Source organism: Paraburkholderia tuberum STM678 (genome assembly GCF_902833905.1).
Taxonomy (GTDB): domain Bacteria; phylum Pseudomonadota; class Gammaproteobacteria; order Burkholderiales; family Burkholderiaceae; genus Paraburkholderia; species Paraburkholderia tuberum.
In genome coordinates, this window is record NZ_CADFGP010000008.1 from 56,661 (window position 1) to 80,383 (window position 23,723).

23 protein-coding genes are annotated in these 23,723 nt (G+C 62.8%); 5 read left to right on the top strand and 18 right to left on the bottom strand.

Translation table 11 applies throughout. The annotated features are described in order from the left end of the window. Window positions 1–18: 18 nt before the first annotated feature. The 3 genes from HWY30_RS08865 to HWY30_RS08875 all read right to left on the bottom strand — a co-directional run bounded on the left by HWY30_RS08865 (window position 19) and on the right by HWY30_RS08875 (window position 3,705). Window positions 19–789 carry an enoyl-CoA hydratase/isomerase family protein gene (locus tag HWY30_RS08865; protein ID WP_090808842.1) on the bottom strand — a complete coding sequence of 257 codons (771 nt, stop codon included), beginning with the start codon at window positions 787–789 and terminating at the stop codon, window positions 19–21. Continuing rightward, window positions 786–2,387: a GMC family oxidoreductase gene (locus HWY30_RS08870; RefSeq protein ID WP_090808839.1), complete on the bottom strand. Its 1,602-nt coding sequence runs from the start codon at window positions 2,385–2,387 to the stop codon at window positions 786–788. The genes HWY30_RS08865 and HWY30_RS08870 overlap by 4 nt, the downstream gene beginning before the upstream one ends. A 73-nt stretch (window positions 2,388–2,460) precedes the next feature. Beyond that, complete coding sequence (locus tag HWY30_RS08875) at window positions 2,461–3,705, bottom strand: cytochrome P450 (protein ID WP_090808837.1); 1,245 nt, start codon at window positions 3,703–3,705, stop codon at window positions 2,461–2,463. 166 nt (window positions 3,706–3,871) lie between these two features. Between HWY30_RS08875 and HWY30_RS08880 the strand changes: the two genes are divergently transcribed. From HWY30_RS08880 to HWY30_RS08890, 3 genes are all read left to right on the top strand, one after another. Beyond that, complete coding sequence (locus tag HWY30_RS08880) at window positions 3,872–4,600, top strand: TetR/AcrR family transcriptional regulator (protein WP_090810380.1); 729 nt, start codon at window positions 3,872–3,874, stop codon at window positions 4,598–4,600. A gap of 100 nt (window positions 4,601–4,700) precedes the next feature. Then, window positions 4,701–5,954 (top strand): NAD(P)/FAD-dependent oxidoreductase, encoded by a 1,254-nt coding sequence (locus HWY30_RS08885; protein WP_090808835.1) that lies wholly within the window; start codon window positions 4,701–4,703, stop codon window positions 5,952–5,954. A gap of 30 nt (window positions 5,955–5,984) precedes the next feature. Next, the gene (locus HWY30_RS08890) at window positions 5,985–6,305 is read left to right on the top strand and encodes a 2Fe-2S iron-sulfur cluster-binding protein (RefSeq protein ID WP_090808834.1); all 321 of its coding nucleotides are present in this window, start codon (window positions 5,985–5,987) and stop codon (window positions 6,303–6,305) included. 137 nt (window positions 6,306–6,442) lie between these two features. Here the strand turns inward: HWY30_RS08890 and HWY30_RS08895 are convergent, their stop codons facing one another. The 15 genes from HWY30_RS08895 to HWY30_RS08965 all read right to left on the bottom strand — a co-directional run bounded on the left by HWY30_RS08895 (window position 6,443) and on the right by HWY30_RS08965 (window position 21,637). Next, window positions 6,443–7,021 (bottom strand): nuclear transport factor 2 family protein, encoded by a 579-nt coding sequence (locus tag HWY30_RS08895; RefSeq protein ID WP_090808832.1) that lies wholly within the window; start codon window positions 7,019–7,021, stop codon window positions 6,443–6,445. After that, complete coding sequence (locus tag HWY30_RS08900) at window positions 7,018–7,851, bottom strand: SDR family oxidoreductase (protein ID WP_090808830.1); 834 nt, start codon at window positions 7,849–7,851, stop codon at window positions 7,018–7,020. The genes HWY30_RS08895 and HWY30_RS08900 overlap by 4 nt, the downstream gene beginning before the upstream one ends. Window positions 7,852–7,866: 15 nt before the next feature. Beyond that, window positions 7,867–9,009, bottom strand: a complete 1,143-nt coding sequence (locus HWY30_RS08905) for an acyl-CoA dehydrogenase family protein (RefSeq protein ID WP_090808828.1) — start codon at window positions 9,007–9,009, stop codon at window positions 7,867–7,869. A 2-nt stretch (window positions 9,010–9,011) separates the two neighbouring features. After that, window positions 9,012–10,214 (bottom strand): acyl-CoA dehydrogenase family protein, encoded by a 1,203-nt coding sequence (locus HWY30_RS08910; RefSeq protein WP_090808827.1) that lies wholly within the window; start codon window positions 10,212–10,214, stop codon window positions 9,012–9,014. Between the two features lie 77 nt (window positions 10,215–10,291). Next, window positions 10,292–11,071, bottom strand: a complete 780-nt coding sequence (locus HWY30_RS08915) for an enoyl-CoA hydratase/isomerase family protein (RefSeq protein ID WP_090808825.1) — start codon at window positions 11,069–11,071, stop codon at window positions 10,292–10,294. Between the two features lie 48 nt (window positions 11,072–11,119). Next, complete coding sequence (locus HWY30_RS08920; RefSeq protein WP_090808822.1) at window positions 11,120–12,013, bottom strand: crotonase/enoyl-CoA hydratase family protein; 894 nt, start codon at window positions 12,011–12,013, stop codon at window positions 11,120–11,122. A 32-nt stretch (window positions 12,014–12,045) separates the two neighbouring features. Next, on the bottom strand, window positions 12,046–13,578 hold the full coding sequence (locus tag HWY30_RS08925) for a class I adenylate-forming enzyme family protein (protein WP_090808820.1): 1,533 nt from the start codon (window positions 13,576–13,578) through the stop codon (window positions 12,046–12,048). A 33-nt stretch (window positions 13,579–13,611) separates the two neighbouring features. Continuing rightward, window positions 13,612–14,427, bottom strand: a complete 816-nt coding sequence (locus HWY30_RS08930) for a 2-oxo acid dehydrogenase subunit E2 (RefSeq protein WP_090810378.1) — start codon at window positions 14,425–14,427, stop codon at window positions 13,612–13,614. Between the two features lie 51 nt (window positions 14,428–14,478). Beyond that, a complete protein-coding gene (locus tag HWY30_RS08935) occupies window positions 14,479–14,709 on the bottom strand; it encodes a biotin/lipoyl-containing protein (RefSeq protein ID WP_018425497.1) in 231 nt (76 codons plus the stop codon). Between the two features lie 43 nt (window positions 14,710–14,752). Further along, window positions 14,753–15,745, bottom strand: a complete 993-nt coding sequence (locus tag HWY30_RS08940) for an alpha-ketoacid dehydrogenase subunit beta (protein WP_090808818.1) — start codon at window positions 15,743–15,745, stop codon at window positions 14,753–14,755. After that, window positions 15,742–16,728, bottom strand: coding sequence for a thiamine pyrophosphate-dependent dehydrogenase E1 component subunit alpha (locus HWY30_RS08945; RefSeq protein WP_090808816.1), 987 nt, complete (start codon window positions 16,726–16,728; stop codon window positions 15,742–15,744). The genes HWY30_RS08940 and HWY30_RS08945 overlap by 4 nt, the downstream gene beginning before the upstream one ends. Window positions 16,729–16,744: 16 nt before the next feature. Further along, on the bottom strand, window positions 16,745–18,454 hold the full coding sequence (locus HWY30_RS08950; RefSeq protein ID WP_090808814.1) for an FAD-binding protein: 1,710 nt from the start codon (window positions 18,452–18,454) through the stop codon (window positions 16,745–16,747). After that, on the bottom strand, window positions 18,454–19,812 hold the full coding sequence (locus HWY30_RS08955) for an aromatic ring-hydroxylating oxygenase subunit alpha (protein ID WP_090808811.1): 1,359 nt from the start codon (window positions 19,810–19,812) through the stop codon (window positions 18,454–18,456). The genes HWY30_RS08950 and HWY30_RS08955 overlap by 1 nt, the downstream gene beginning before the upstream one ends. Before the next feature lie 140 nt (window positions 19,813–19,952). After that, window positions 19,953–20,885: an electron transfer flavoprotein subunit alpha/FixB family protein gene (locus HWY30_RS08960; protein WP_090808810.1), complete on the bottom strand. Its 933-nt coding sequence runs from the start codon at window positions 20,883–20,885 to the stop codon at window positions 19,953–19,955. A 2-nt stretch (window positions 20,886–20,887) separates the two neighbouring features. After that, window positions 20,888–21,637 carry an electron transfer flavoprotein subunit beta/FixA family protein gene (locus tag HWY30_RS08965; protein WP_090808808.1) on the bottom strand — a complete coding sequence of 250 codons (750 nt, stop codon included), beginning with the start codon at window positions 21,635–21,637 and terminating at the stop codon, window positions 20,888–20,890. Window positions 21,638–21,774: 137 nt separating this feature from the next. Between HWY30_RS08965 and HWY30_RS08970 the strand changes: the two genes are divergently transcribed. Further along, the gene (locus HWY30_RS08970; protein WP_090808806.1) at window positions 21,775–22,785 is read left to right on the top strand and encodes a zinc-dependent alcohol dehydrogenase family protein; all 1,011 of its coding nucleotides are present in this window, start codon (window positions 21,775–21,777) and stop codon (window positions 22,783–22,785) included. 31 nt (window positions 22,786–22,816) lie between these two features. Beyond that, a complete protein-coding gene (locus HWY30_RS08975) occupies window positions 22,817–23,599 on the top strand; it encodes a glucose 1-dehydrogenase (RefSeq protein WP_090808804.1) in 783 nt (260 codons plus the stop codon). Window positions 23,600–23,723 lie beyond the last annotated feature (124 nt).

A 23,723-nucleotide genomic window follows, 5' to 3' on the forward strand; every position in this document is an offset into this window, starting at 1 on the left:
AACATTCGCGTTGACCGACTACGTCTTGCCGGACTGCGCGGCAATACCGGCGAGCCCTTCGAGCGCGAGCCCGTAGCCCAGTTCGTCGACCATGCGGCGCTTGAACGGCTGCGTGAAGACCGCGCGCGTGTATCGCAGCGTTTCGATCGGCTTCGCTGCGAGTTCGTGCGCCATTTGCCACGCACGTTCGAGCAAGGTGTCGTGCGCGACGACTTCGCCGACGACGCCGAGCTCCCACGCGCGCTGCGCCGTGATGCGCTCGCCGCTGAGAAGAAAGTAGCGGGCGCGGTTGTGGCCAATCAGCATCGGCCAGACGATCTGCACGCCGTCCGCCGGCACGACGCCGTGAACGAAGTGCGCCTGGTCCGAGATTTCGGCGCGACTGGAGGCCAGCACGATATCCGACAGCACGAGCAACTCGGCATGAATGAGTGCCGGCCCGTTGATCGCGCCGATCACCGGAACCGGAATGTCCAGCAGTTGCATCAGCAGGTCCTGCCCCTCGCGCTGCAGGCGCGGCCAGCCTTGCGCAAGCGGCTCCGCCGGCAACTCGGCGTCATTCATCGCGTCGCAGAACGAATCGCCGGTGCCGGTCAGGATGACTACGCGATTATCGAGGTCGCGTGCGATCTGGTAGAACGCCTCGCCTAGCTGGCTGTGAATGCTGCGATCGAGCGCGCCCCACTTGAGCGGGCCGCCATCGGTATGCAGGCGCACTTGCAAAACACCGTCGCGTCGCTCGAAGTCGATGTTCGTAAAGCGCCCGCTGTAGTCTTCAAGGCGGCTCATCGCGCGTCCTCCAGGATCAGGCCGGCGGCGCGCCATGCCATCGCCATCATGGGGCCATTCGTGTTGCCGGAGATCATCGTGGGTGTTATGGAGAGATCCATCACGCGCAGGCGTTCGACACCGCGCACGCGCAGCCGCGAATCGAGCACGGCAAGCGTGTCCGATCCCATTTTGCAGGTACCGCAAGCGTGATAGCCGGATTGGCCTTCACGCCGGTAGAGGTCGAGAATCTCGTCATCGGTCTGGACGGCGGGGCCTGGGCGCGTCTCCCCTGCCAGCAGGCTGGCAAGCGGCTCGGCGGCCAGCACGCTGCGCATGAACCGGAATGCGTTGACAGCCATCTGCCGGTCGTACGGATCGGCAAGGTAGTTCGCGACGACTTCGGGCGGCACGCGGGGGTCCGCGGACTGGATCCTGACGTGCCCTTCGCTGCGCGGGCGCAGCGGGTAGCTGAAGAGCTGCATGCCTGGGAACGACTCGAACGCGTAACCGGCCGCGCCGAAATCCATCGAGTACGGCGCCATCATCAGTTGAACATCGGGACGCATCGCATCCGCCGCGGTCTTGACGAAGCCGCCCACCTGGTACGAGCCGAGCGACATCACGCCACGGCGGAACAGCAGATACTGCATCGCGTTGCGCCATAAGCGCATGCCGCTGAACTGCCGGTTCTGCGAATCGCGCCAGTGCCGCAGGCGGGCCTGCAGCATATATAGATAGTGCTCGCGCAGGTTCCGTCCGACCCCCGGACTCGCCGCCACGACAGGAATGCCAAGCGACTGCAGATGGCCGGGATCGCCAACGCCCGACAACTGCAAAAGCCGCGGCGACTCGATCGCGCCCGCCGAGAGCACCACCTCGCGACGCGCACGGTAAGCGATCTGCTGCCCCGCGCTTTCGCACTGCACGCCGACGGCGCGCGTGCCGTCGAACACGATTCGCGCGGCTTGCGTGCCGGTAGCGACTGTGAGGTTCTTGCGCGCCCTCGCAGGCTTCAGGAAGGCTTCGGCCGAGCTTTGCCGACGACCGTTGCGTATCGTATAGATCAGATAGGCCACGCCCTCATGATCGAGCCTGTTGATATCTTCCACGCGCCGCACGCCGAGCGACCGGCACGCTTCGAGTACGGCCTCGCCGATTCGATTGCGCTGCGCGTACGGTGACACTTTCAGCGGGCCGCCCTCTCCACGCAGCTCATCGGCGCCGAGCGCGTGATCTTCGATGCGCCGGAAGCAAGGCGCCAGGTTCTGCCAGCTCCAGCCCTCGACACCCAGTTCGGCCCATCCGTCGTAGTCCTCGGGATGACCTCGCATATACACCATGCCGTTGATGCTGCTGGAACCGCCGAGCATCTTGCCGCGAAGCCAGATTTCGTTGCGATGCCCGTTGCCGTGATCGGGCTGCACCGGAATGAACCAGGCATGAGCCGGGTCGCCCAGCAGCTTGCCAAAGCCTTTTGGCATCCGGATCAACGGATTGCGATCTTCCGGACCTGCCTCGATGAGTAGCACGGTATGGTGCCCGCTCTCCGAAAGACGATTGGCTAGCACGCAACCCGCCGCACCCGCGCCAATCACGATAAAGTCAAACTCGGTCATCTATGCGTTCTCCACCGTCCGTGCCTTGTCGGCCAGCCCCATTCCATTGCACGCGAGGCCGGCGTTGTTCCTGTTAGCCGAAGATGACGGGAATCGAATGCGGAACGCGCATCATGATCCCGTTGATCGGTGGAGCTGGCGCGGCCGGATCGAGCCGAAGTTTGGGCAGGCGATCGAGAATCGCGTTGAGCGCGCGCGTCATTTCCACGCGCGCAAGGTGCTGGCCGATGCACACGTGCGGGCCATAGGCGAATGCAAAGTGCCGGTGACCCGCCTTGCGATAGATGTCGAACCTGTCCGGATCGGCGAAACGGCTGGGGTCGCGATTGGCGCTGCCCGCCACCACGTCGAGAAATGCGCCGGCAGGAATCTCGACACCGCCGAGCGTGACATCACGCGTCGCCATACGCGACTGCATCAGCACGGGGCCGTCCCAGCGCAGAGCCTCTTCGATCGCCGCCGCGACCAGCGTGCGATCCTGGCGCACCGCTTCGAGCTGTGCCGGATCGCGCAGCAACGCAAGCAACAGTACGCTGGTCGCGCGATAGGTCGTGTCGCCGCCCGCATTCACCAGTTGGCGAAGAAACGAAATGACGACCTCGTCCGGTAGCCGCTCGCCGTCCACCTCCGCGGTGGCCAGCGAGCTCACCAGATCGTCGCCGGGATTACTGCGGCGCTCGTCGACCAGCCGCGCGAAATAGGTGCCCAGCTTCGTCGATGCCTCCACGCCATGCTCGACATCGATCGAAACCAGCGTCTGTGCGATGGCGAGCTTGTGAAAGATCTTTACGTCTTCCGGCGGCAATGCCAGTTGCCGATAGATGATGTTGAACGGGTAGTGAAGCGTGAACTCGTTGACGAGATCCGCATGTCCGCGATCCATGAACTTCGACATCAGCTCGCTCACCACCGGGTCGACCAGCGTATCGCCCCATGCCGCGACGGTGTGCGGCAAAAAGGCCTTCTGGAAGATGCGGCGGTAGCGCGGGTGCTCGGGCGCATCCATCGTCGAGATACTGCGCCCGAAGCTGATGCCGAGATTGCGCTCGTAAGACTTGTTTGAAAACGTTGCCGGGTCGCCAAGCACCTTCGAGACTTCGTCGTATCCGAATACGGAATAGTGCGCGACATCGGACATGGTCAGGTCCGCCGCGCCGCCCATCAGCACACGGTAGTCGCCTTCCTGAACCGCAGCCTTTTCCCGCAGTTCCGCAATGCGTGGATAAGGGTCCGCATCGGCACCGTAAGCGAGTGAATCCTCGAAAAAGGGGTTGAACTCAGGATCGTCGAAGTCCTCAAGTCGCAGCGCGCCGGCCATGGTTCCCGTCTCCGTTAATCGTTGGTTTGCAGGTACCTCTGCTTTTGCGCGAGGTTCCGATAGTTGAACTATGTTCTATTTTGCACAAGTGTGCAAGATCGATTTATCATTCGCGGATGGGGACGTTGCGCGCTTTCTGGCTCGCGCCCGCCATCAAAGGGAAACCATGCCGTCCAGCACCACGCATGCCGCCAGCAGACGGGCGACTGCCAACAATGAGCCGCGTGCCACGGCGCGCAGCACGACGCCAGAGCGCATTCTCGATACGGCCGAGCGGCTGTTCGCGATGCACGGCTACTTCGGCACGTCGATTCGCGACATCATGCAGAGCTGTGGCATGGAGCTGAGCCTCGCGCGGTACCACTTCGGCAGCAAAGACGCGCTGTTTCAGCAGGCGATCGGCCGTCGCGCAGCGGTGATCAGCCGGCAGGTGATCGAATCGCTCGAGGCCGAACTGGCACCGCTGCAAGGCAAGCGCCCCGACGTGGAAGCAATCGTGACCGCACTTTCCGCACCGGCCTTCGCGCATCTGAAGAGCGGCGATCCGGGGTGGCGAAATTACTTGCGCCTGCTAACCCAGATTGGCTGTCTTCTGGAGCGCCCCGATCTCACGGCGCCGTTTTATGACCAATACGCGCCTGCGGCCGCGCGCTACCATGACGCCTTCGCCAAGGCACTTCCCCGCGTCACGCGGGAGACCGTCGAACTGGTGCAGCATTTCGTCGAGTCCGTGTTTCATCTCGTGCTCAACGAGCTTTACGCGCAGGAAGCGCGCTCCGGAGCCAAGGCACTCACGACAGCACATATCGAGCGCATGCGCACCTATTTGATTCGTTTCGCGGTTGGCGGCATCGAGGCGATGGTCAGCTCCGCCTCGGCCCAACGGGGTTCATGAGCATTGACAGTCGCAGCGACCGTCGTTCACAATTTAGAACATTATTCAGACTTACTGTGGCCGCAGCGAGCCTGCGGCCGTGCGAGACGGAGTTAGCCTCATGACAGCTGGAGACGCAGAGAACATCGCGCTGATCGTCGGGGCGGGTCACGCAGCAGGAGAATGCGCGACCGCGATCCGCGAACAGGGATGGACGGGACGCATCGTGATGGTGGGAGAAGAACCGCATTTGCCCTACCAACGGCCGCCGCTCTCCAAGGCATTCCTGTCGGGCGAATCGACCGCCGAGCAGTTGTACCTGAAACCGCTGTCGACGTACGACAAAGCGCGTGTCGAGTTCATCCCGAACACGCGCGCGCAGCGCATCGACCGTGACGCGAAACGGGTCACGCTGTCCAGCGGCAGCGAAATCAGCTATACGAAACTGGTTCTGGCCACCGGCGGCCGCGCGCGGCGCCTCGCGTTGCCGGGTATCGAAGCGACCGAGAAGCTGCAGAATTTTCACTACCTTCGCACACTCGATCACGTCGCGCGCATTCGAAACCAGTTTCATGCCGGCTCGCGCCTCGTGATCATCGGCGGTGGATATATCGGGCTGGAAGTGGCTGCGGTAGCCGTGAAGCGCGGCTTGCGCGTCACCGTGCTCGAAGCGTTGCCGCGCGTCCTCGCGCGCGTCACGGCTCCCGAGCTTTCCAGGTTCTACGAGGAAGTTCACCGCGAAGCCGGAGTCGACATCCGTACCAACGCGATCGTGAGTGGGTTCGAACTCGACGCATCCGGCGACGCCGTTGCCGCCGTGTGCTGCGCGGACGGCACGCGCGTCGCCGCGGATCTCGTCATCGTCGGCGTGGGACTGGAGCCCGCCACCGAACTCGCGCAAGCGGCCGGCCTTGCTGTCGACAACGGCATCATGGTCGACGAACACACGCGCACGTCCGACCCGGACATTTTTGCGGTCGGGGATTGCACCAACCACCCCAACCCTTCCCTTGGACGCCGCCTGCGTCTCGAATCGGTCCCCAACGCGCTGGAGCAGGCCCGCACCGCCGCTGCGTCGTTGTGCGGCAAGGAGCGTGTCTACAACAGCGTGCCGTGGTTCTGGTCCGACCAATACGATCTGAAGCTCAAGATGGTCGGCTTGTCCCTCGGCTACGACGAGTTTGTCCTGCGCGGCGATCCCAAAGCCCGCTCTTTCTCGGCGTTTTATCTCAAGGACGGCGTCATGCTCGCGGCCGATACGGTCAGCCGTGTACCCGAATTCGTGCTGGCCAAGCGTTTCGTTGCCGAGAAAATTCCGGTCCGCGCCGCCGATCTCGCCAACGAATCGATCCCGTTGAAAAGTCTGCTTCCCTAGTCCAATTCATTTTTCGGAGGTTCACAAGCCATGCCGCTCATTCGATTCATCCAGCCGGACGGCAGCGAGGCCGCCGTAAGCGCCAACGTTGGCGATTCAGTCATGCAAACAGCGGTGAACAATCAGATCCCAGGCATTCTCGGCGATTGCGGCGGCAGCTGCAGCTGCGCAACCTGTCACGCGTATGTCGACGACACCTGGAGCAGCCACATGCCAGCGGCGGAATCCTATGAAGTCGACATGCTCACCTGCGCGATGGACGTGCGCGAAAACAGCCGTCTGACATGCCAGATCTTCATGACGCCGGAACTGGACGGGCTGGTGGTGCGTCTGCCCGATCTGACGGCGTAAGCGCGAGGAGCACGGAGGCCTGCCGCTCGACATCGATCTCCACGATGCGGAAGTTTGCGCGGACCTCACTCCTTGCATTCCTCGCCAGTCCCACGAATGGCTACGTGGCGGGCCAGGAGCCGAAGACGAGACCGCGCTTACGGCGCTTTCGTCAACGCGTCAATCGCGTGTTGTTCGCTGTTGCTCCAGAACGCCGCCCACGTCGGAAATCCTTGCGGAAGACGCGGCTGATACCGATCGCCTTCATACTTGCCGGGCCAGTTCTGCAAGCGTGGCGCACCGGGGCGAGCGAGCCAGTCCGTCGAATACCAATGCTGTTCGTCGCGACGCTCGAAGCACCACTGCCCGTCGCGCCGCACGTAGTGATCGAAGTAGCAGATCGCCATCACCACCCACGCTCCGTTGTCCTCGTGCTCCGCGCGACAATAGACGCTTCCCGTCGCATGGTCGGCATCGATGAAATCGACGACGTGGCCGCATATCTGGTGAATGCTGCGATAAAAGCCGCGCAGAATATGCTCGGACCCGTAGAACGTCTTCAATGCCGCGCGCCCTACGCCCCATCGGCCGCAATCGACGTCTTCGGCGAACAGTTGCACCAGGCTGTCCAGATCGCGCGAATCGACCGCGAGCGCGTATCGGACGGGCAACTGCTGGATGGCGAGCTGCGCCTCGATGCGCTCGATACGCGCGAGCAGCGCTGAATCCGTCGTCATGCCTTCCCCTTCGTAGCGTTGGCCATCGCGGCCGGGCGCGCGCGGATTTCGTCGGCATAGTAAGGCTGGTGTGAAAGAAGTCCGCCATCGACGTTGAACACCTGGCCCGTGACGAACGCCGCCTCATCCGAAGCGAGATACACCACCGCGTGTGCAATGTCTTCGGGCTGCCCGAGGCGAGGCGTGAGATGGTGGCTCAGCATCATCTCTCCGGTCTCCCCCGCGTAGTACGCCTGGGTCACCGGCGTGACGATCAGGCCGGGAGCGATCGCGTTGCAGCGTATCCCCTCCTTGCCGTGCTGCGCGGCGACGTAGCGCGTCAGCGCCTCAATACCGGCCTTGCAGACACCGTACGCGCTGTACCCCAGCGCGCCCGCCTGAGCGGCACCGGAAGAGGTATTGATAATCGAACCGCCGCCTCGTGCGCGCATCAGCGGCAGCGCGCACCGCGAGGCCAGCATGGTGCCGCGAAGATTGATGCGCATCGTGTCGTCCCAGACCCCGACGTCGAGTGCCTCGACTGCCGCATCGACCGTACTGGAAAGCGATGTGGCCGCGGCGTTGTTATGCAGGATATCGAGCCCGCCCCAAGTCTTGAGCGTCAGATCGAACAATGCATCGATCGAACTTTCGTCGCCGATATCGACCTGTGCCGGGACCGCGTGCCCCCCCGCTTCGTTAATACGACGAACCTGTTCCTGCGCGCCTTCGAGATTCAGGTCCGCCACGACGAGCAAGGCGCCCTCCTGCGCGAGCCTGGCGGCACAGGCAGCGCCGATACCGGATGCGGCCCCGGTCACGATGGCAATCTTTTGCTTCACGCGTTGCATGATCTGCTCCCTGTCTCAGGTCGTTATCGGTGTCCGGCCGCCTGCCGCAACGCGGTCGAGATGAAAGTCGATATCGCCGAACATCTTCTCCATCATCGTCATCTTGCGGAAGTAGTGCCCTACCGGATATTCCTCGGTGAGCCCCATGCCACCGTGCAACTGGATGCCCTGCGCGCAAACGAAGCGATTGGCGCGCGCGGTAACGGCTTTGGCCGCCGAGATGACGCGGCTGCGTTCGGCCGCCGGGCCGTTCAGGTGCGCGATCCCGCAGTACAGCATCGAGCGCGCTTCCTGCGTGGCGACGAACATCTCAGCCATGCGATGCTGCAACGCCTGGAACTTGCCGATCGGCTGGCCGAACTGCGAGCGTCCCTTGATGTACTCCGAGGTGATCGCCATCACGGCTTCCATCATGCCAAGGCTCTCGGCCACGCTCGCGAGACTGGCGAGTTCCGTTGCCTGCGTGAGCACCTGCAGCGAGCGTTCAGGTCCGACGATCAATGCATCTTCACTGAGCTCGACGTTGTGCAGGTCGATATCCGCGGCACGCGATCCATCGAGCAAGCGGTACGACCGGCACGTTACGCCCGCGGCCCGGCGATCGACAAGAAAAACGCCCACGCCTTGCGACGCGCCTTCGACTCGCGCGGTCACGAGCAGCTGGTCCGCCGACGCGCCGGCGATCACCAGTGTCTTCGCGCCGCTGATCAGGTAACCCGAGGCGCTCTTGAGCGCGTGCGTTTGCGCGTGGCATCCCAGCCTGTACCGGCTGCCCGCTTCGCTGTCCGCGAGCGACAGCAGCAGCGTGCCGTCGATGACGGCGGGCAGCAGCGTCTCACGCCGGCGCGGCGCATCGCCTCGTTCGACGATCGTGGCGCAAAGCAGCGCCGTCTGCACGACCGGCTCGAGCGCCATACCGCGGCCGAGCGCCTCCATCACGATCGCCGTTTCGACGAACGAGCACCCGAGACCGCCGACGTCTTCCGGCATCGTCAGCCCGAGCCAGCCAAGTTCGGCATAGGCGCGCCAATGTTCGCGGCTGAAGCCCTCTTGCTCCGCCGCGATGCGCGTGCGCGCCTCGAATCCATACTCCTGCTGAACGTAGCGCTCTGCGCCGTCCTTCAGCATCGATTGTTCTTCGGAGAAGTTGAAGTCCATGGCTACAGTCCAAAAGCCAGCTTGGCAATGATGTTCTTCTGCACTTCGCGCGCGCCGCCATAGATCGTGGAGGCGCGAGCGATCAGATAGCCCGACGTGCGGCCGCCCATGTAATCCGGCCAGTTTTCGTCGACCGCCAGATCACCCTGCGGCTCGCCGTGGTCGTCGAAACGCATCGCGCGGGGACCGAGTGCGTCCATTTGCAGCTGCGTCACGCGCTGTTGCATCTCCGACCCGCTGATCTTCAGCGCAGAGACGACCGCATCGAGATTGCGCTCGCTCTTCTCTTCCGCAAGGATGCGGAGCACCGACCATTCGAGCGCCATCAGGTCCGCTTCGACCTCCGCGACCTTGCGCGCGAACCCGGGTGTATCGATGAGCCGCACGCCGTCCTCCCGCTCCTGCCCCGCGATGTCTTTCGCGCGTTGCAGCTCGCGTTTGTTGAAGTACAGGAACGCGCTCGCCGTGCGCTCCTTCTCGAGGAGGTACTTCGCATAGGTCCATCCCATGCCGGCCTCGCCCACGAGATGCGACTTCGGCACGCGCACGTTTTCGAGGAACACTTCATTCAGGCCCTTGCCGCCCTCGATCGAAACGATCGGACGCACCGTGATGCCCGGCGTGTCCATGTTGACCAGCAGGAAGGAAATGCCTCGTTGCGGCTTGACGCTCGTATCGGTCTTGACGAGGAAGAAGCCCCAATCGGCAATCGTTGCGTCGCTGGTCCAGATCTTCTGGCCGTTGATCACGTACTCGTCACCGTCGAGCACGGCCGTGGTCTTCAGTCCAGCCAGATCCGAGCCCGCGTTCGGCTCCGAAAAGCCCTGGCACCAGAACTCGTCGCCACGCAGAATAGGCCCGAGAAAACGCTCCCTCTGCCAGTCCGAGCCGAACGCGATGATGACGGGCGCCACCATCTGCGTCGACTGCCACCCATAGTCCATGGCATCGGCGTTGTACAGCTCTTCCATGAAGATATGCTTGCGAAGCGCGCTCCAGCCGGTGCCGCCATGTTCGACGGGCCAATGGGGCGCACCCCAGCCGCGCTCGTACAGAATGCGCTGCCATCTGCGGATGTCATCGCGCGCAGGCGGATGTACGCCGACACGCCAGCGGCGTGAAATGTCGGCCGGCGCATGCTCACTGAAAAACGTTCTGACTTCCCGACGAAATGATTCGTCTTCCTCGCTATAGCCCAAATGCATGCCTGACTCCTGAATCTCTTGCGCCCTCGTTGTCTGCTCTGTCGCGCCACTGCGCCGCGCTTGTGCGGGTGCTCCGCCTAGCGGCCTCTGAAAGCCGGGGCGCGTTTTTCTCTCGCGGCGAGCCGGCCCTCCGCGGCGTCCTCGGAGTTCACCGCGAGCGCCACCGCGTTCAGTTCCTGCGCAAGAAACTCTTCCATGCCACCGGGGTTCAACCTGAACAACTGCTTGGTCAGCCCGAGCGAGAAAGTCGGGCCAGCCGCCAGCTCGCCAGCCAGCTTTTCGGCGGCCGCGTCAAGCTCGCCGTCCTCGACGAGATGGCTGGCAAGACCCATATCGAGTGCTTCCTTGCCGCTCAGCCGGCGATTCAGATACATGATTTCCTTGGCGCGAAACTCGCCGCAATGACGCGCAAGCAGATACACCATGCCGCCTTCGGGTAAGGTGGCGCGCATCAGGAAGGCGGGAATGAACTGCGCCGTATCGGAAACGATCAGCTGGTCCGCGCACAACGCAAAGCTCCAGGCAATTCCCACGGCAACGCCTCGTACCGCCGCGACCACTGGCTTGTTCAGGTTGTACAACCGAAGCGCGATCTTCTGATACACCGCCATCGATGCGCGCGCGTGCGCCACACTCATCTGCGGTGGCGCGGCGCCGCTGCCCTTGATGTCGGCACCGGCGCAAAATGCGCGGCCTGCGCCAGTGAGAATCACCGCGCGAATCTCCGGATCCTTTTCGACGCGATCGAGGTGGCCGAGAATCAAATCAAGCATTTCCGGCGTCAGCGCGTTGAGCTTCTCGGGGCGGTTCAGACACAGCGTCGCAACCGCGCCGTTCAAAGTGAGTTCAACATCCATGATGTTCGGCTCTTCGTCTGAGTTTGGTTCGTCCGTTCGACGGTCTGGTCAACTGCCGCGAGCATGCAGGCGGATCATCCCGTCGCCGAACGGCTCGTCGCGGCGCTTGAGCGCTTCCTTCAGGCCAACCGCTTCCATGTCCGCCTTGAACTGCGCGCGGCGCGGCCCCAGGCTCTGGTGAGCCCGTGAGTCGTTTTCCACCGCGAGCCGCTGAAGCGTGCGCGAACCGGCCAGCTCCAGCCCGATGTTGACAATGCGCTTGTTAGCCGCAAGCAGATCGGCATCGACAAACGACAGACGGCGTGCCAACTCGCCCACCTCCGCTTCGAGCTGCTCTGCCGGCACCGCATCCATCACGAGCCCGATCTTCGCGGCATCGCGGCCCGTCAGCGAGTCGCCAGACAGCAGCAGACGCTTCGCCCACTGCGGGCCGACGTGATAGAACCACATATGCGCAGGCGGCGAGCCGTTCGCGCGCGTGGCGGGAAAGCCGATCCTTGCGTTGTCGGCGGCGATCACCATGTCGCACGCCAGCGCGAGATCCGTGCCGCCCGCAAGACAGTTGCCATGCACCTGCGCGATGATCGGCTTGTGGATATCGGCCATCAGATTGACCGTCTCCGACTGCCGCTCCATCGACCAGCAGTCGTCGTCGAAGCTGCGAATCGTTCCACGATAGTCACCCGGATCAGCGGCGTCCGCGGCCCGATCCGAATACGTCGTCACCAGATCGTAGCCTGCGCAGAAGTCGCGGCCAGCTCCCGACAGTACGATCACGTTCACCGATTTGAGGTCGTCGGCTTCGAGCAACGCCGCCTTGAGTTCCTGCAGAAGCGGATTGTTGATGGCGTTGCGCTTGTCCGGACGACTCAGCGTGATGCGCGCAACGCGTTGCGCCACTTCAAACTTCACGCACTCCGATGTTTTCAGCCATTTGGCCATGGTCGATTCCCTCCAATTGAGGCGATTGCCGTTCACCGGGCAAACTGCGCGCGCAGACTGACCTTGCTGATCTTGCCCGTCGGCAGCCTCGGCAATTCGTCGATGAATGCAATCGCTTTCGGACATTTGTAGCTCGCGATCAAGCCGCGACAGAACTCGATCAATTCGGCTTCGCCCGCTTGCTCGCCACGGCGCAAAACGACGATCGCCTTGACGCACTCTCCCCACTTCTCGTGCGGCGCGCCGATCACCGCCACGTCGATGACTGCCGGATGCTGGAGCAGCGCATCTTCGACTTCACGGCTGTAGATGTTCTCGCCGCCGGAAATGATCATGTCCTTCTTGCGGTCGACGAGGAAAATGTAGCCGTCCTCGTCCTGGTAGCCCATGTCGCCCGAGCGATACCAGCCATCGCGCAGTGCTTCCACCGTCGCCACGCTGTTGTTCCAGTAGCCGCTCAACTGCGTCTGCGAGCGCAGCCAGACCTCGCCGGTCTGGCCTTGCGGCAGCTCGTTGCCTTGATCGTCGACGATGCGCAGTTCGATGCCGGGGCACGGGCGCCCCACCGATGCGAGACGCCGTACCTGTTCCGGGGACCCTTTGGGCCTGACCTCGTGCGCAGGCAACCAGCAGGCGTTGCTCTCGGTCATGCCGTACTGGACCGAAAACACCGGGCCGAGCACCTGAATGCCGCGCGACAGCAGCGGTGCAGGCACCGGGGCTGCCGCCGTGACGATGTTTTCGATGCTGGACACGTCATAGCTCGACAGTTCGGGCACATCGAGGACCGCCTGAAGCATCGCGGCAACCATGAACGTGAAGGTGATACGTTCTTCGGCGATCGTCTCGAGCATTTGCTTCGGCTCGAAGGCGCGATGCACGACCGTCGTGCCGCCCATCCAGGCCACCGAATTAACGAAGCCAATTCCACCGACGTGGAACGCCGGGGTCGTCTGTAGCACGCGGGTATTGCCCGAAAACTCCGTCACCAGCGCGCAGCTTTCCGCGGTGACGCACATGGCATGGTGCGTGCGCACGACGCCCTTGGGACGCCCCGTGGTGCCGCTCGTGTACATCAGGTACGCGTAGTCTTCCGGTTTCGAACGGATCGGCGGCCCTTCCACGGGGCCGGCTTTCATCACCGCCTCGAACGAAACGGCCCAATCCGGTGCGTCGCCAATGCAGATGTACTGCTCGATTTCGGGCAGTTGCGAACGCAGTCCGTTCACGACATCGGCATACTGAGCCTCGAATACGAGCGCCTTGGGGGCCGCGTCCTTAAGAATATAAAGAATCTCCGCGGGGGCCAGCCTGAAATTGACGGTTGCCAGAATGAAGCCGGCCCATTCGCATGCACGGTAGCTCTCGTAGTACTCCGCGCAATTCATCGCGAGGATCGCAACCCGGTCCTGACGCCGCAGGCCGCGCTCATATAGCGCTCCCGAAAAGCGGCGTGCGCGCTCCGCCAACTGACTGTGCGTCAGACGCCGGTCGGCGTACACGAGCGCCGTGTGGTCGGCATGCAAGCGAGCGTTTCGCTCGATCATCTCGCCAAGGGTTCTCATCTCAATCCTGTCGTTGTTTTGTCAGATCGACTGTTAGCCAGCGAGCGTCTGCGGATCGGCCAACACGGTTCCAATGAATGCGGCGAACCGCGCCGCGTCGGCTCCGTTGATCACTCGATGGTCGTAGCTGAGCGACAGGGGCAGCATCTTGCGCCAGCTGACGCCGCCGTCGTCCGCCGGCGCGGCTACCAGCCGGGCTTTAGTCACGCCGAGAATCGCCACCTCCGGCGCATTGACGATAGGCGTAAAACCGGTACCGCCAAAGCCGCCGAGCGAACTGATCGAAAAGCAACCGCCCGACATCTCTGCCATCGATAAACCCTTTTCGCGAGCCTTCTGCGAAATTGCTGCAAGTTCCACCGAGAGTTCTTCGACGCTCTTCCTGTCGCAATCGCGCAGCACCGGCACGAGCAATCCGAAGCGCGTGTCCACGGCGACCCCGATGTGGAAGTACTTCTTCAGAACGATGTTTTTGCCGTCACCGTCGAGCGACGCGTTGAATTGCGGGAACTCCTGCAAAGCCCGCACCACGGCTTTGATAAGGAAGACGAGCGGCGTCAGCTTAACCGCCGTGCCCGCCTCGTTACGGGCCTTGCGATAACTTTCGAGCGACGTAATATCAGCGTCGTCGTGGTGGGTCACATGCGGGATCGTCAGCCAGTTGCGCGACAGGAAGGCTCCTGTGAGCTTCTGGATGCGCGACACCGGCTTGACTTCCACCTCGCCGAATTCGGCGAAATCGACCTGCGGCCAAGGCGGCAGATTCGCGCCGAAAGCGGGGACTGCAGCCTCGCCGGGGCCGGTATTCACATTGGACTGCGGTCGCGTAGCAACGGATTCGACACTCATCGCGGATGCCTCTTCGAACGACTGTTGGACAGCGTGACGGCGTACGGCCAATCAGACGATTTCCGCCAGCACCGTGCCGACGGGATACACTTCGCCAACCTGGGCAACGATGCGCAGCGTGCCCGACGCGGGCGACTCGACCTCCTGAATCGATTTGTCGCTTTCGAGCGCGTAGAGAATCTGCCCTTCGCTCACGGTTGCGCCGTCGTCCGCCAGCCATTCGGCTAGCGTGCCTTCGTTCATGGAAAAGCCCAGTTTGGGAAGCAGAACTTGTGTGGTCATGACCTTGCTCTATTGATGATGGAATTCCGGGTGTTCGTGCTGGTCATTTCAGCGTCGCGCGAACCGCCGATTCGATTTCGGCCACGCCCGGTACGAACGCGTCTTCGAGCGGCTTCGAGAACGGCACGGGGCAGAATTGCGCGCCTACGCGCTGCACGGGCGCCTTGAGCTCGCGAAAGAGGGCTTCGTAGATACGGGATGCGATTTCCGCACCCACGCCGAACGGTTTGACGGCTTCGTGCACGACAACGGCGCGCCCGGTTTTTGCAACCGAAGTCAGGATAGTTTCGGTATCCAACGGAGAGACGGTGCGCAAATCGATCACTTCGCAGGCGACGCCATCTTTGGCCAGCACTTCGGCAGCAGCCATGGCTTCCTGCACGCGGCGGCTGTAGCTGATCACCGTCACGTCGGTACCCGCGCGAATCACGTTGGCTTTGCCAAGCGGAATCGCCACGCCGCGCTCCGGCGCACTGCCCGGATTCCAGTAGGTCGGCATGTTCTCGATGAAAAGGCAAGGGTCGTCATCACGGATGCAGGACAGCATCAGGCCATACGCATCGGCAGGATTCGACGGTGTGACGACCTTGATGCCGGCAACGTGCGCAAACCAGGCCTCGAGGTAGTCGGCGTGCTGACCACCCGTGCCGAAGCCCGCACCCGTCATGGTGCGGATGACGATCGGCACATGGGTCTGTCCGCCCGACATGAACCGCAGCTTCGCGGCGTGATTCACGATCATGTCCATCGCGACGGTCGTGAAGTTCATCAGCATGACTTCCGCCACAGGACGCATCCCGACCATCGAAGCGCCGATTGCCGCACCGATGATGGCCTGCTCCGAAATCGGCGTCGAACGCACCCGCGACGTGCCGTATTTCGACGACAGTCCCTTCGTTACGCCGACAATGCCGCCCTCCTGGCCGTCGGCAACGTCTTCGCCCAGCACGATTACGTTGGCGTCGGCGGCCATCGCGTCGTCGAGCGCGAAGTTGACCGCCTGGATGGTGTTGATGTTGGTTGGCTGCTGGCTCATGCAAGTACCTCGTCCTTGAAGATGTCGCGCCGAAGCTCCGCGACATCGGGATATTCGCTCGACAGCGTGAATTCGACCGCAGCGTCGATCTGCGCCTCGTGGTCGGCTTCCATCGCAACCAGTTGCTCCTCGGTCGCATGCTTCGCATCGATGAGCCACTGACGGAACAGCGGCACCGGATCCTTCGCGAGCCAGGCGGCCTTTTCGTGCTTGTCCATATAGGCGTCGGGGTCGCCGAACACGTGCCCCTGAAAGCGGAACGTGTTCGCTTCGATCAGCGTCGGGCCGCCGCCGTTGCGCGCGCGTTCGACCGCTTCGTGCGCCGCCTTGTGCATCTGAATCGGATCGTTGCCGTTCACCGTGATGCCCGGCATCTGGTACGCGACGGCGCGCTGGGCGATGTTCGGCACGGACGTGCCATACGCGTATTTGGTGTGCTCGGCATAGCCGTTGTTCTGGCAGACGAAAATCACCGGCAACTTCCACACGGACGCCATGTTCAGCGACTCGTGGAAGGCGCCAATGTTTGATGCGCCGTCACCGAAGTAGGCCACGGCCACGCGCGATTCACCACGAATCTGCGCGGCGAGCGCAAGCCCATTTGCGATCGGCATCGAACTGCCGACAATGCCGGTCGTCACCATGACGCCCGACGCGGGATGCGTGACGTGCATCGGGCCGCCCTTGCCTTTGCAGGTGCCCGTCACTCGCCCTCCGAGCTCGGCCCAGAGTTCCTTGAGCGGCACACCTTTGGCGATCATGTCATGGACGCCGCGGTAGATCGTGCAGATGTAGTCGTCGTCGGTGAGACACACCGACATCGCCGACGGAATCACTTCCTGGCCGCGCGGCGAGTAGTACGGCATCACCAGCTTGCCGGCCTTGATAACGGCACGAAAGCGCTCATCGTTCTGCTTGATGAGAGCCATGCGCCTGTAGATGTCGACCAGGACTTCGCTGCTGGGCGGCTGATAGGCATTCATTCGTCACTCTCCTGTGTCACCAGATCTTTTGCGCGCCGCTCGCATGCAGCGCCGCGATGTAACCGAACACGAACGATGCGCCGATGCTGCTGCCGGCGCCCGGATAACACCGGCCAACCACGGATGCCGTGCAGTTGCCGGTGGCGTACAGCCCAGGGATTTGCGAACCATCGTCCTTCAGCACGCGCCCGTATTCGTCGGTCACGAGACCGCCTGCCGTGCCCACATCCCCTGGATACATGCGCACGGCGTAGAACGGCCCCTCCTCGATCGGCCCGAGATTGGGGTTCGGTTTGATGGTCGGGTCTCCATGACAGCGATCGAATGCGCGCGAGCCGCGACCGTAATCTTCGTCGACGCCCGTTTCGCAGAAGCCGTTGAAGCGCTTGACGGTCCCGAGCAGCCCAGCACGGTCGATACTGCATTTCGCGGCCAGTTCTTCGAGCGTGTCAGCCTTGATCATGTATCCACTGTCGAGCCACTTCTGCGGAATCTGGCCCGGCATCGCCGTGCCCCACGGGTAGTACTTACGCTGCCGGCTGTCCATCACGACCCATGCGGGAACGGCCTTACCCGTCTGCTTGTGGCGCTGGTACATGCGTTGACCGATTTCCATGTACGCTCCCGCTTCGTCGCAAAAGCGCTCGCCGTCCTGGTCGACCATGATCGAAAACGGCAGCGACAGGTCGAGGTGATGCATGAACGGCAACGACGAGCCATCCGGCGCCCGTGCACCTTCGGGCAATTCCTCGTTGGGACCGAGCGACGTCACGACCCACCACGCTTCCTCCATGCAGTCCACTGCGCCGCCGAGCGCAATCGCGGCTTGCAGGATTTCACCGGTATCGCCCGGATTCGCATTGGTCCAGTCCGCGGACGACGGCTGCGGCTGGTACCTGCGGCGCATTTCCGCGTTGTGTGAAAAGCCGCCGGTATTCAGCAGGACGCCTTCGCGAGCGCGCACGCGCAACTCGCGGCCGCTGCGTACCGCGACGATGCCGGTCACGCGTCCGTCCTCGACGATGAACTCGCGCACCGGCGTGTCCGTCCAGATCGGCACGTTCGCGCGCAGCGCCATCTGCAGCATGCGCCCCTGAATCGCCGCGCCGTTGGCCACGAGCTCCTTGCCGGTGATCTTCTGATAGAGCATCCGGCCACCCAGTTGCATCGCCTTGCGCTTGCCGCCCCACGTCCGCTTCATCAGAAACAGTTGCGGATACTCGTCCGAGTTGGCCGGCATCGACGGGCCCTTGTAGCGCGACAGACGCGGCGCCCATTCGCCCAGTTCCTTCACGTCGAACAACCTGGCCAGCAGCGACCGGCCACGCGGCTCGCCGCCGGGCAGCGTGTCGTAGTAATCGGACCAGCCGTCCGCGTACACGAACTGCATCCCCTGCTGCTCGAGAAACTCGGCCATCTTCGGGCCGGTGCGCAAGTAAGCCTCGCGTCGCGCGTCAGAAGTCCCCGGCCCTTGATAGGTAACCGCCGCATCGAAGTACTGGCGCGCGCGTTCATAGGAATCGCTGACGCCGTGACGCTTCATCACATGATTGTTCGGAAGCCACCAGACCCCGCCCGAATATCCGGTCGAGCCGCCGACCTTCGCCTGCTTCTCGATGATCAGTGCTTCTTTGCCGACCGACCTGCAGGCAAGCGCCGCACACATCGAACCCCCGCCGCTGCCGACCACCACGAAGTCGTAGGTTGCGTCCCAGTTCGTCGACATCACTCATCCCGTGCGATGAATTCGCGCAGCGCGCGATGGAAGTTCGAAACCGAAGATTCCTGCAGCGGATTGGTGCGCAAACCCTTGAAGCCGCGCGACTTCATGCCCTGCTGAACGTTGGTCATGTTCTGGAAGTCCTGCCACAGGATCAGGCCGAAGTTCTCCTGCGCGTTCTCCTTCCAGTCGTCCACGCCGTAATAGAACTCGCGCTTCAACGGCGGCTCCGCCCCAGGCGCGAAGCGCTGCAGCGACCAGATGTCGTAGATGCACGAATCCGGGTTGTCGCCATCCGGCCGCGCGCGATAGAACAACGCGCCGTCCGGGTACGGCAGGAACACCAGATTCGGAAAGACGTGCCAGTCCGCTCCCGCGCGACCCAGTTGCTCGAAAGAGACCTCGGGCCAGCCCGCACCCTCGGCGATGGCCGCCTCGCGCTGAAATTCCATCGCCTTCCCAAGGACTTCGAACTGGTTACCCGACGGCGACATTTCGGTCATCAGGCGCTTCGCGGCTTCGTAATCGCGCGCGGTATTGATCGCCTTCAGAGTCTCTTCCATTACCCGGAAAAAGTTCACGAGCCCCTGGCGGACGTCTTCCGGCATCGGCTTGCCGGTCCGCGGTGAGGGCGCGCCGATCATCCGCGTCGCCGTCGAATAACCAAACATCCCATGGCGGCCATAGGAGAAACTGCGCGTCACGTCATCGCCGGCGACGTCGAGCAGTTGCGGATGGGTTGCCGCTACGTGATAACCCTCGTTGAACGCTTCGAGTGCAACCTTCCAGTTGCACGGCAGACGAATCGACTTGTACCAGCGGTAGCGCATCTTTTCAAACTCGAAGCAGTTCGTGATCTCCGGCACCGGGTCGAGAAATTTCGCGAGCGGCTCTGCATCCGGATCCATATTGATGAACACGAACCCGCCCCACGTATCGACCAGCACGTCCGTGAGACGAAGGTCCCCGTCAGCCATGTCCGGGCAACCTTCCCAATCTTGCCTGTCGAGCACACGCGCAAGACTGCCATCCAGATTCCACTGCCAGCCGTGATAGGCGCAGTGAAATTTCGCGGCCTTGCCACAGCCATTAGTCAGGCGCCGGCCACGGTGCTGGCAGACGTTGAAGAAGGCCTTGATCTGATCTCCCGCGGTTCGCACCACGATGATCGATTCGCCGGCCACGTCGAAGGTCACGAAGTCGCCCACGTTGGGAATCTCTTCCAGACGGCAGGCGACCTGCCAGATTCGCGGCCAGAGGCGCTCTTTCTCGCGCTCGAGAAACTGCTTCGACAGGTAACTGTCCTTCGGGACAAAATCGAGGCGGACAGTGTGCTCACACGAATCGGGACTGGTGTTACCCATTGTTATCTCCTTCGTCATATGGCCGGCGTAGGCACCGGTTCCCGCTTTTTATGTGGCGGCCGCGCGGTCGACGGCCATATTGCAACTAGCTGTTCAATTATCTTGAACAGCGTTCTGCTCGGTGTCAATCCGGGCGAACGTCAATCGAGCGCCGCGGTCAGTGCCGGGACAGCGTCGAAAAGGTCGGCGCTCAGACCGTAGTCGGCCACCTGAAAGATCGGCGCCTCGCTGTCCTTGTTGATCGCGACGATGACTTTCGAGTCCTTCATACCGGCGAGGTGCTGAATCGCGCCCGAGATACCCACCGCGATATACAACTGAGGCGCGACGATCTTGCCGGTTTGGCCGACCTGATAGTCGTTCGGCACGAAGCCGGCGTCGACCGCGGCGCGCGACGCGCCGACCGCGGCGCCAAGCTTGTCCGCGAGCGCGTCGAGCAGTTTGAAGTTGTCGCCGTTCTGCATGCCTCGGCCTCCCGACACCACGATGTTGGCTGCCGCAAGCTCCGGCCGGCTCGATTTCGTCAGTTCCTGGCCGACGAAACGGGCCTTGTCGAAAGACGCTGCGGATGCGACGGCGCGCGACGGCGCGGCGGCCGAACCGGTCGCGGCCGCATCGAAGGCGGTCGGACGAATCGTGACGACCTTGATTGCGTCGGACGATTGGACCGTGGCGAGTGCATTGCCGGCGTAGATCGGACGCACGAACACATCGGGGGCCTTGAAAGCGATCACGTCGGAAATCTGCGCGCTGTCGAGCAGCGCGGCTACCCGCGGCATGAAGTTCTTGCCCACGGCCGTGGAGGCCGCGATCACGTGCGTATAACCGCTAGCCAGCGAAACGACGAGTGCGGCCAGATTTTCCGGCAGCCCATGCGCGTATTCGGGTGCATCCGCGACGAGCACTTCGGCGACGCCGGCAACGTTCGCGGCCTGCTCTACCACCGCCGACGCGCCGTGGCCTGCGACCAGTACATGAATGTCGCCGCCCGCAGCGCCCGCCGCCGTGATGGCGTTGAGCGTGGCGCGCTTGAGGCTTGCGTTGTCGTGTTCGGCGATAACGAGAATAGTCATGATCAGATCACCTTCGCTTCGTTACGAAGCTTTTCAATCAGCGCTGCAACATCGGGAACCATCACGCCGCCCTTACGCGCCGGCGGCTCGGTCACTTCGAGAACCTTCAGACGAGGCGCAACGTCGACCCCCAGCGCGTCGGGGCTCAGCGTCTCCAGCGGCTTCTTCTTCGCTTTCATGATGTTGGGCAGCGTCACGTAGCGCGGACTGTTCAGACGCAAGTCCGTCGTGACCACCGCCGGCAGATCGAGCGCGACACGTTCGAGTCCGCCATCGATCTCACGCGTGACGAGTAGTTGTTGACCGTCCACTTCCGTCTTGAACGCGAACGTGGCTTGCGGCCAGCCGAGCAACGCGGCGAGCTTCTGGCCGGTTTGTCCCGAGTCGTTGTCGATGGCCTGCTTGCCGAGCAGCACCAGTTGCGGAGTCTCCCGCGCGGCCACGGCGGCCAGCAGCTTGGCGACCGCGAGCGGCTGCAGATCCGCATCGCTTTCCACCAGCACCGCGCGATCAGCCCCCATCGCGAGCGCCGTACGCAGTACCTCCTGCGATTGCGCGGTTCCCGCCGACACCACGACGACTTCACTCGCCACGCCCGCTTCCTTGAGGCGCACCGCCTCCTCCACCGCGATCTCATCGAACGGGTTCATGGCCATTTTCACGTTGGCCAGATCGACGCCAGAACCATCGGACTTCACCCGAGGTTTCACGTTGTAGTCGATCACGCGCTTCACCGCGACCAGTATTTTCAATTTGACGCTCCGAACGCTTTGTTGAACAATGTTCTATATTCTGAACTCATCTTTTTGTAGCTGTCAACGAGAAGAATGAGGAGAACGTCGCTTGTCGCTCAATTCGACGCCCTCGTTCGACACCATGGAGACGACCAATGAAGCTCTATCGATGTGAACGGTTTGAAGGTATTGCGGGTCTGGCATTGCGCGAGGAACCCGATCCGGCGCCGCCCGACGCTCATCAGGTCCTGGTACAGGTCAATGCGAGTTCGTTGAATTTCCGCGAGTTGCTGCTGATCAACGGTGCGTATCGCGACTGGATGGCGCCTAACTTCATTCCGGCCTCGGACGGCGCGGGCGTCGTGCTTGCCGTCGGCTCAGGCGTGCAGCGCTTCCGACCCGGCGACCGGGTGATGGCCAATTTCGCGCAGAACTGGCACGGCGGCACCCGCCCGCAACACGCGGATACGCTGGGCCGCGGCGCTATCGTCGAAGGCATGCTGCGCGACAAGGCGGTGCTGAGCGAGGAAGAGCTGGTTAGCGTTCCGGATCATCTTTCCGACGAGGAGGCCGCAACGCTGCCTTGCGCCGCGCTCACCGCATGGAACGCGCTGTGCCAGCATGCGCCGCTGCTGCCGGGCCAAACCGTGCTCGTACAGGGCTCTGGCGGGGTATCGCTGTTCGCTCTGCAACTCGCCCGTCTGTTCGGCGCGCGCGTGATCGCGACTTCGTCGAGCGAAGCGAAGCTCAAACGGCTTGCCGAACTCGGCGCCGACGCCACGATCAACTACCGCGACACGCCGAATTGGGATGACGCCGTGCTGCGCCTGACCGATGGCTTTGGGGTCGATCTGGTCGTCGAGGTGGGCGGCGCCCAAACCTTCGGCAAGTCCATTGCCGCCACTCGCGACAGCGGGCGCATCAGCGTGGTCGGACTGCTGACCGGCGCCCCTTCTCCCGGCGAAGGATTCTTCACGCGCGGACTGTCGATCGCGCCGATCCGCGTCGGCTCCCGTCAGGATTTCGAAGCGATGAACCGCGCGATCGGACTGCACAAGCTCAAGCCCGTCATCGACTCGGTTTATGACTTTGCGCGCGTACCGGATGCGCTGCGGCACCTCGAAAGCCAGCAGCATTTCGGCAAGATCGTCATTCGCCACCGGTAACCAGCCTTCGCATGATCCACGGAGTCAGACTATGAAACTCTTTTCACTGGAAGGACGGATTGCGCTCGTCACCGGCGCGTCGCGCGGCCTCGGTTTCGCCATGGCTGACGCGCTGGCGGCAGCGGGTGCGACGGTGATACTGTGCGCGCGTTCGCGCGCGAGCCTCGAAACCGCTGCGCAATCGATTCGTAAAGCGGGCGGCGACGTCGATATCGAACCGTTCGACCTCACCGATCAGGGCGCAATCAGAAACGGCGTTCGCAACGTCCTTGCACGCCACGGACGCATCGACGTCCTGCTCAACAATGCCGGCATTTGCGAGTGGAGTGATTTTCTGCAGTCGAACCTCGACATGTGGCAAAGAACGATGGATACCAACGTTACGGCCGCCTACGTGCTCGCGCAGGAAGTTGCGCGCCAGATGATCGAACGCGGACACGGACGCATCATCAACGTCGGGTCTTATGTGTCGGTGCTCGGTCGCGAGAAGCTGCAGGCATACGTGGCCAGCAAGCACGCGATTGCCGGACTGACGAAATCGCTCGGCGCGGAACTGGGCCGACACGGCATTCGTTGCAACGGCATCTGCCCCGGCTACTTCCTCACCGAAATGGCCGAGCCTGTCACGTCCAACCCGCGGATGAAGGAAATCGTGCGTTCGCATATCTCGGTGGGACGCTGGGGGAATCCCGAGGAACTCGGCGGCGTCGCGGTTTTTCTCGCCTCCGAAGCGAGTTCCTACATGAATGGGCAAATGCTGATGGTCGACGGCGGGGTCTCGGAGATCCTGAGCTTCTCGATGTCCGTGGTGTAGCGCAACGAGCGGTTCGCCCCAACGCGCCGCGTGACCTGCAGGCAAACCGGCCCGCTATCTCCACAGATAGCCGGCCAATTCTTTTGTCCTGCCAGGGTGCCGCTTGAAGAGCGGCACCCGTTCG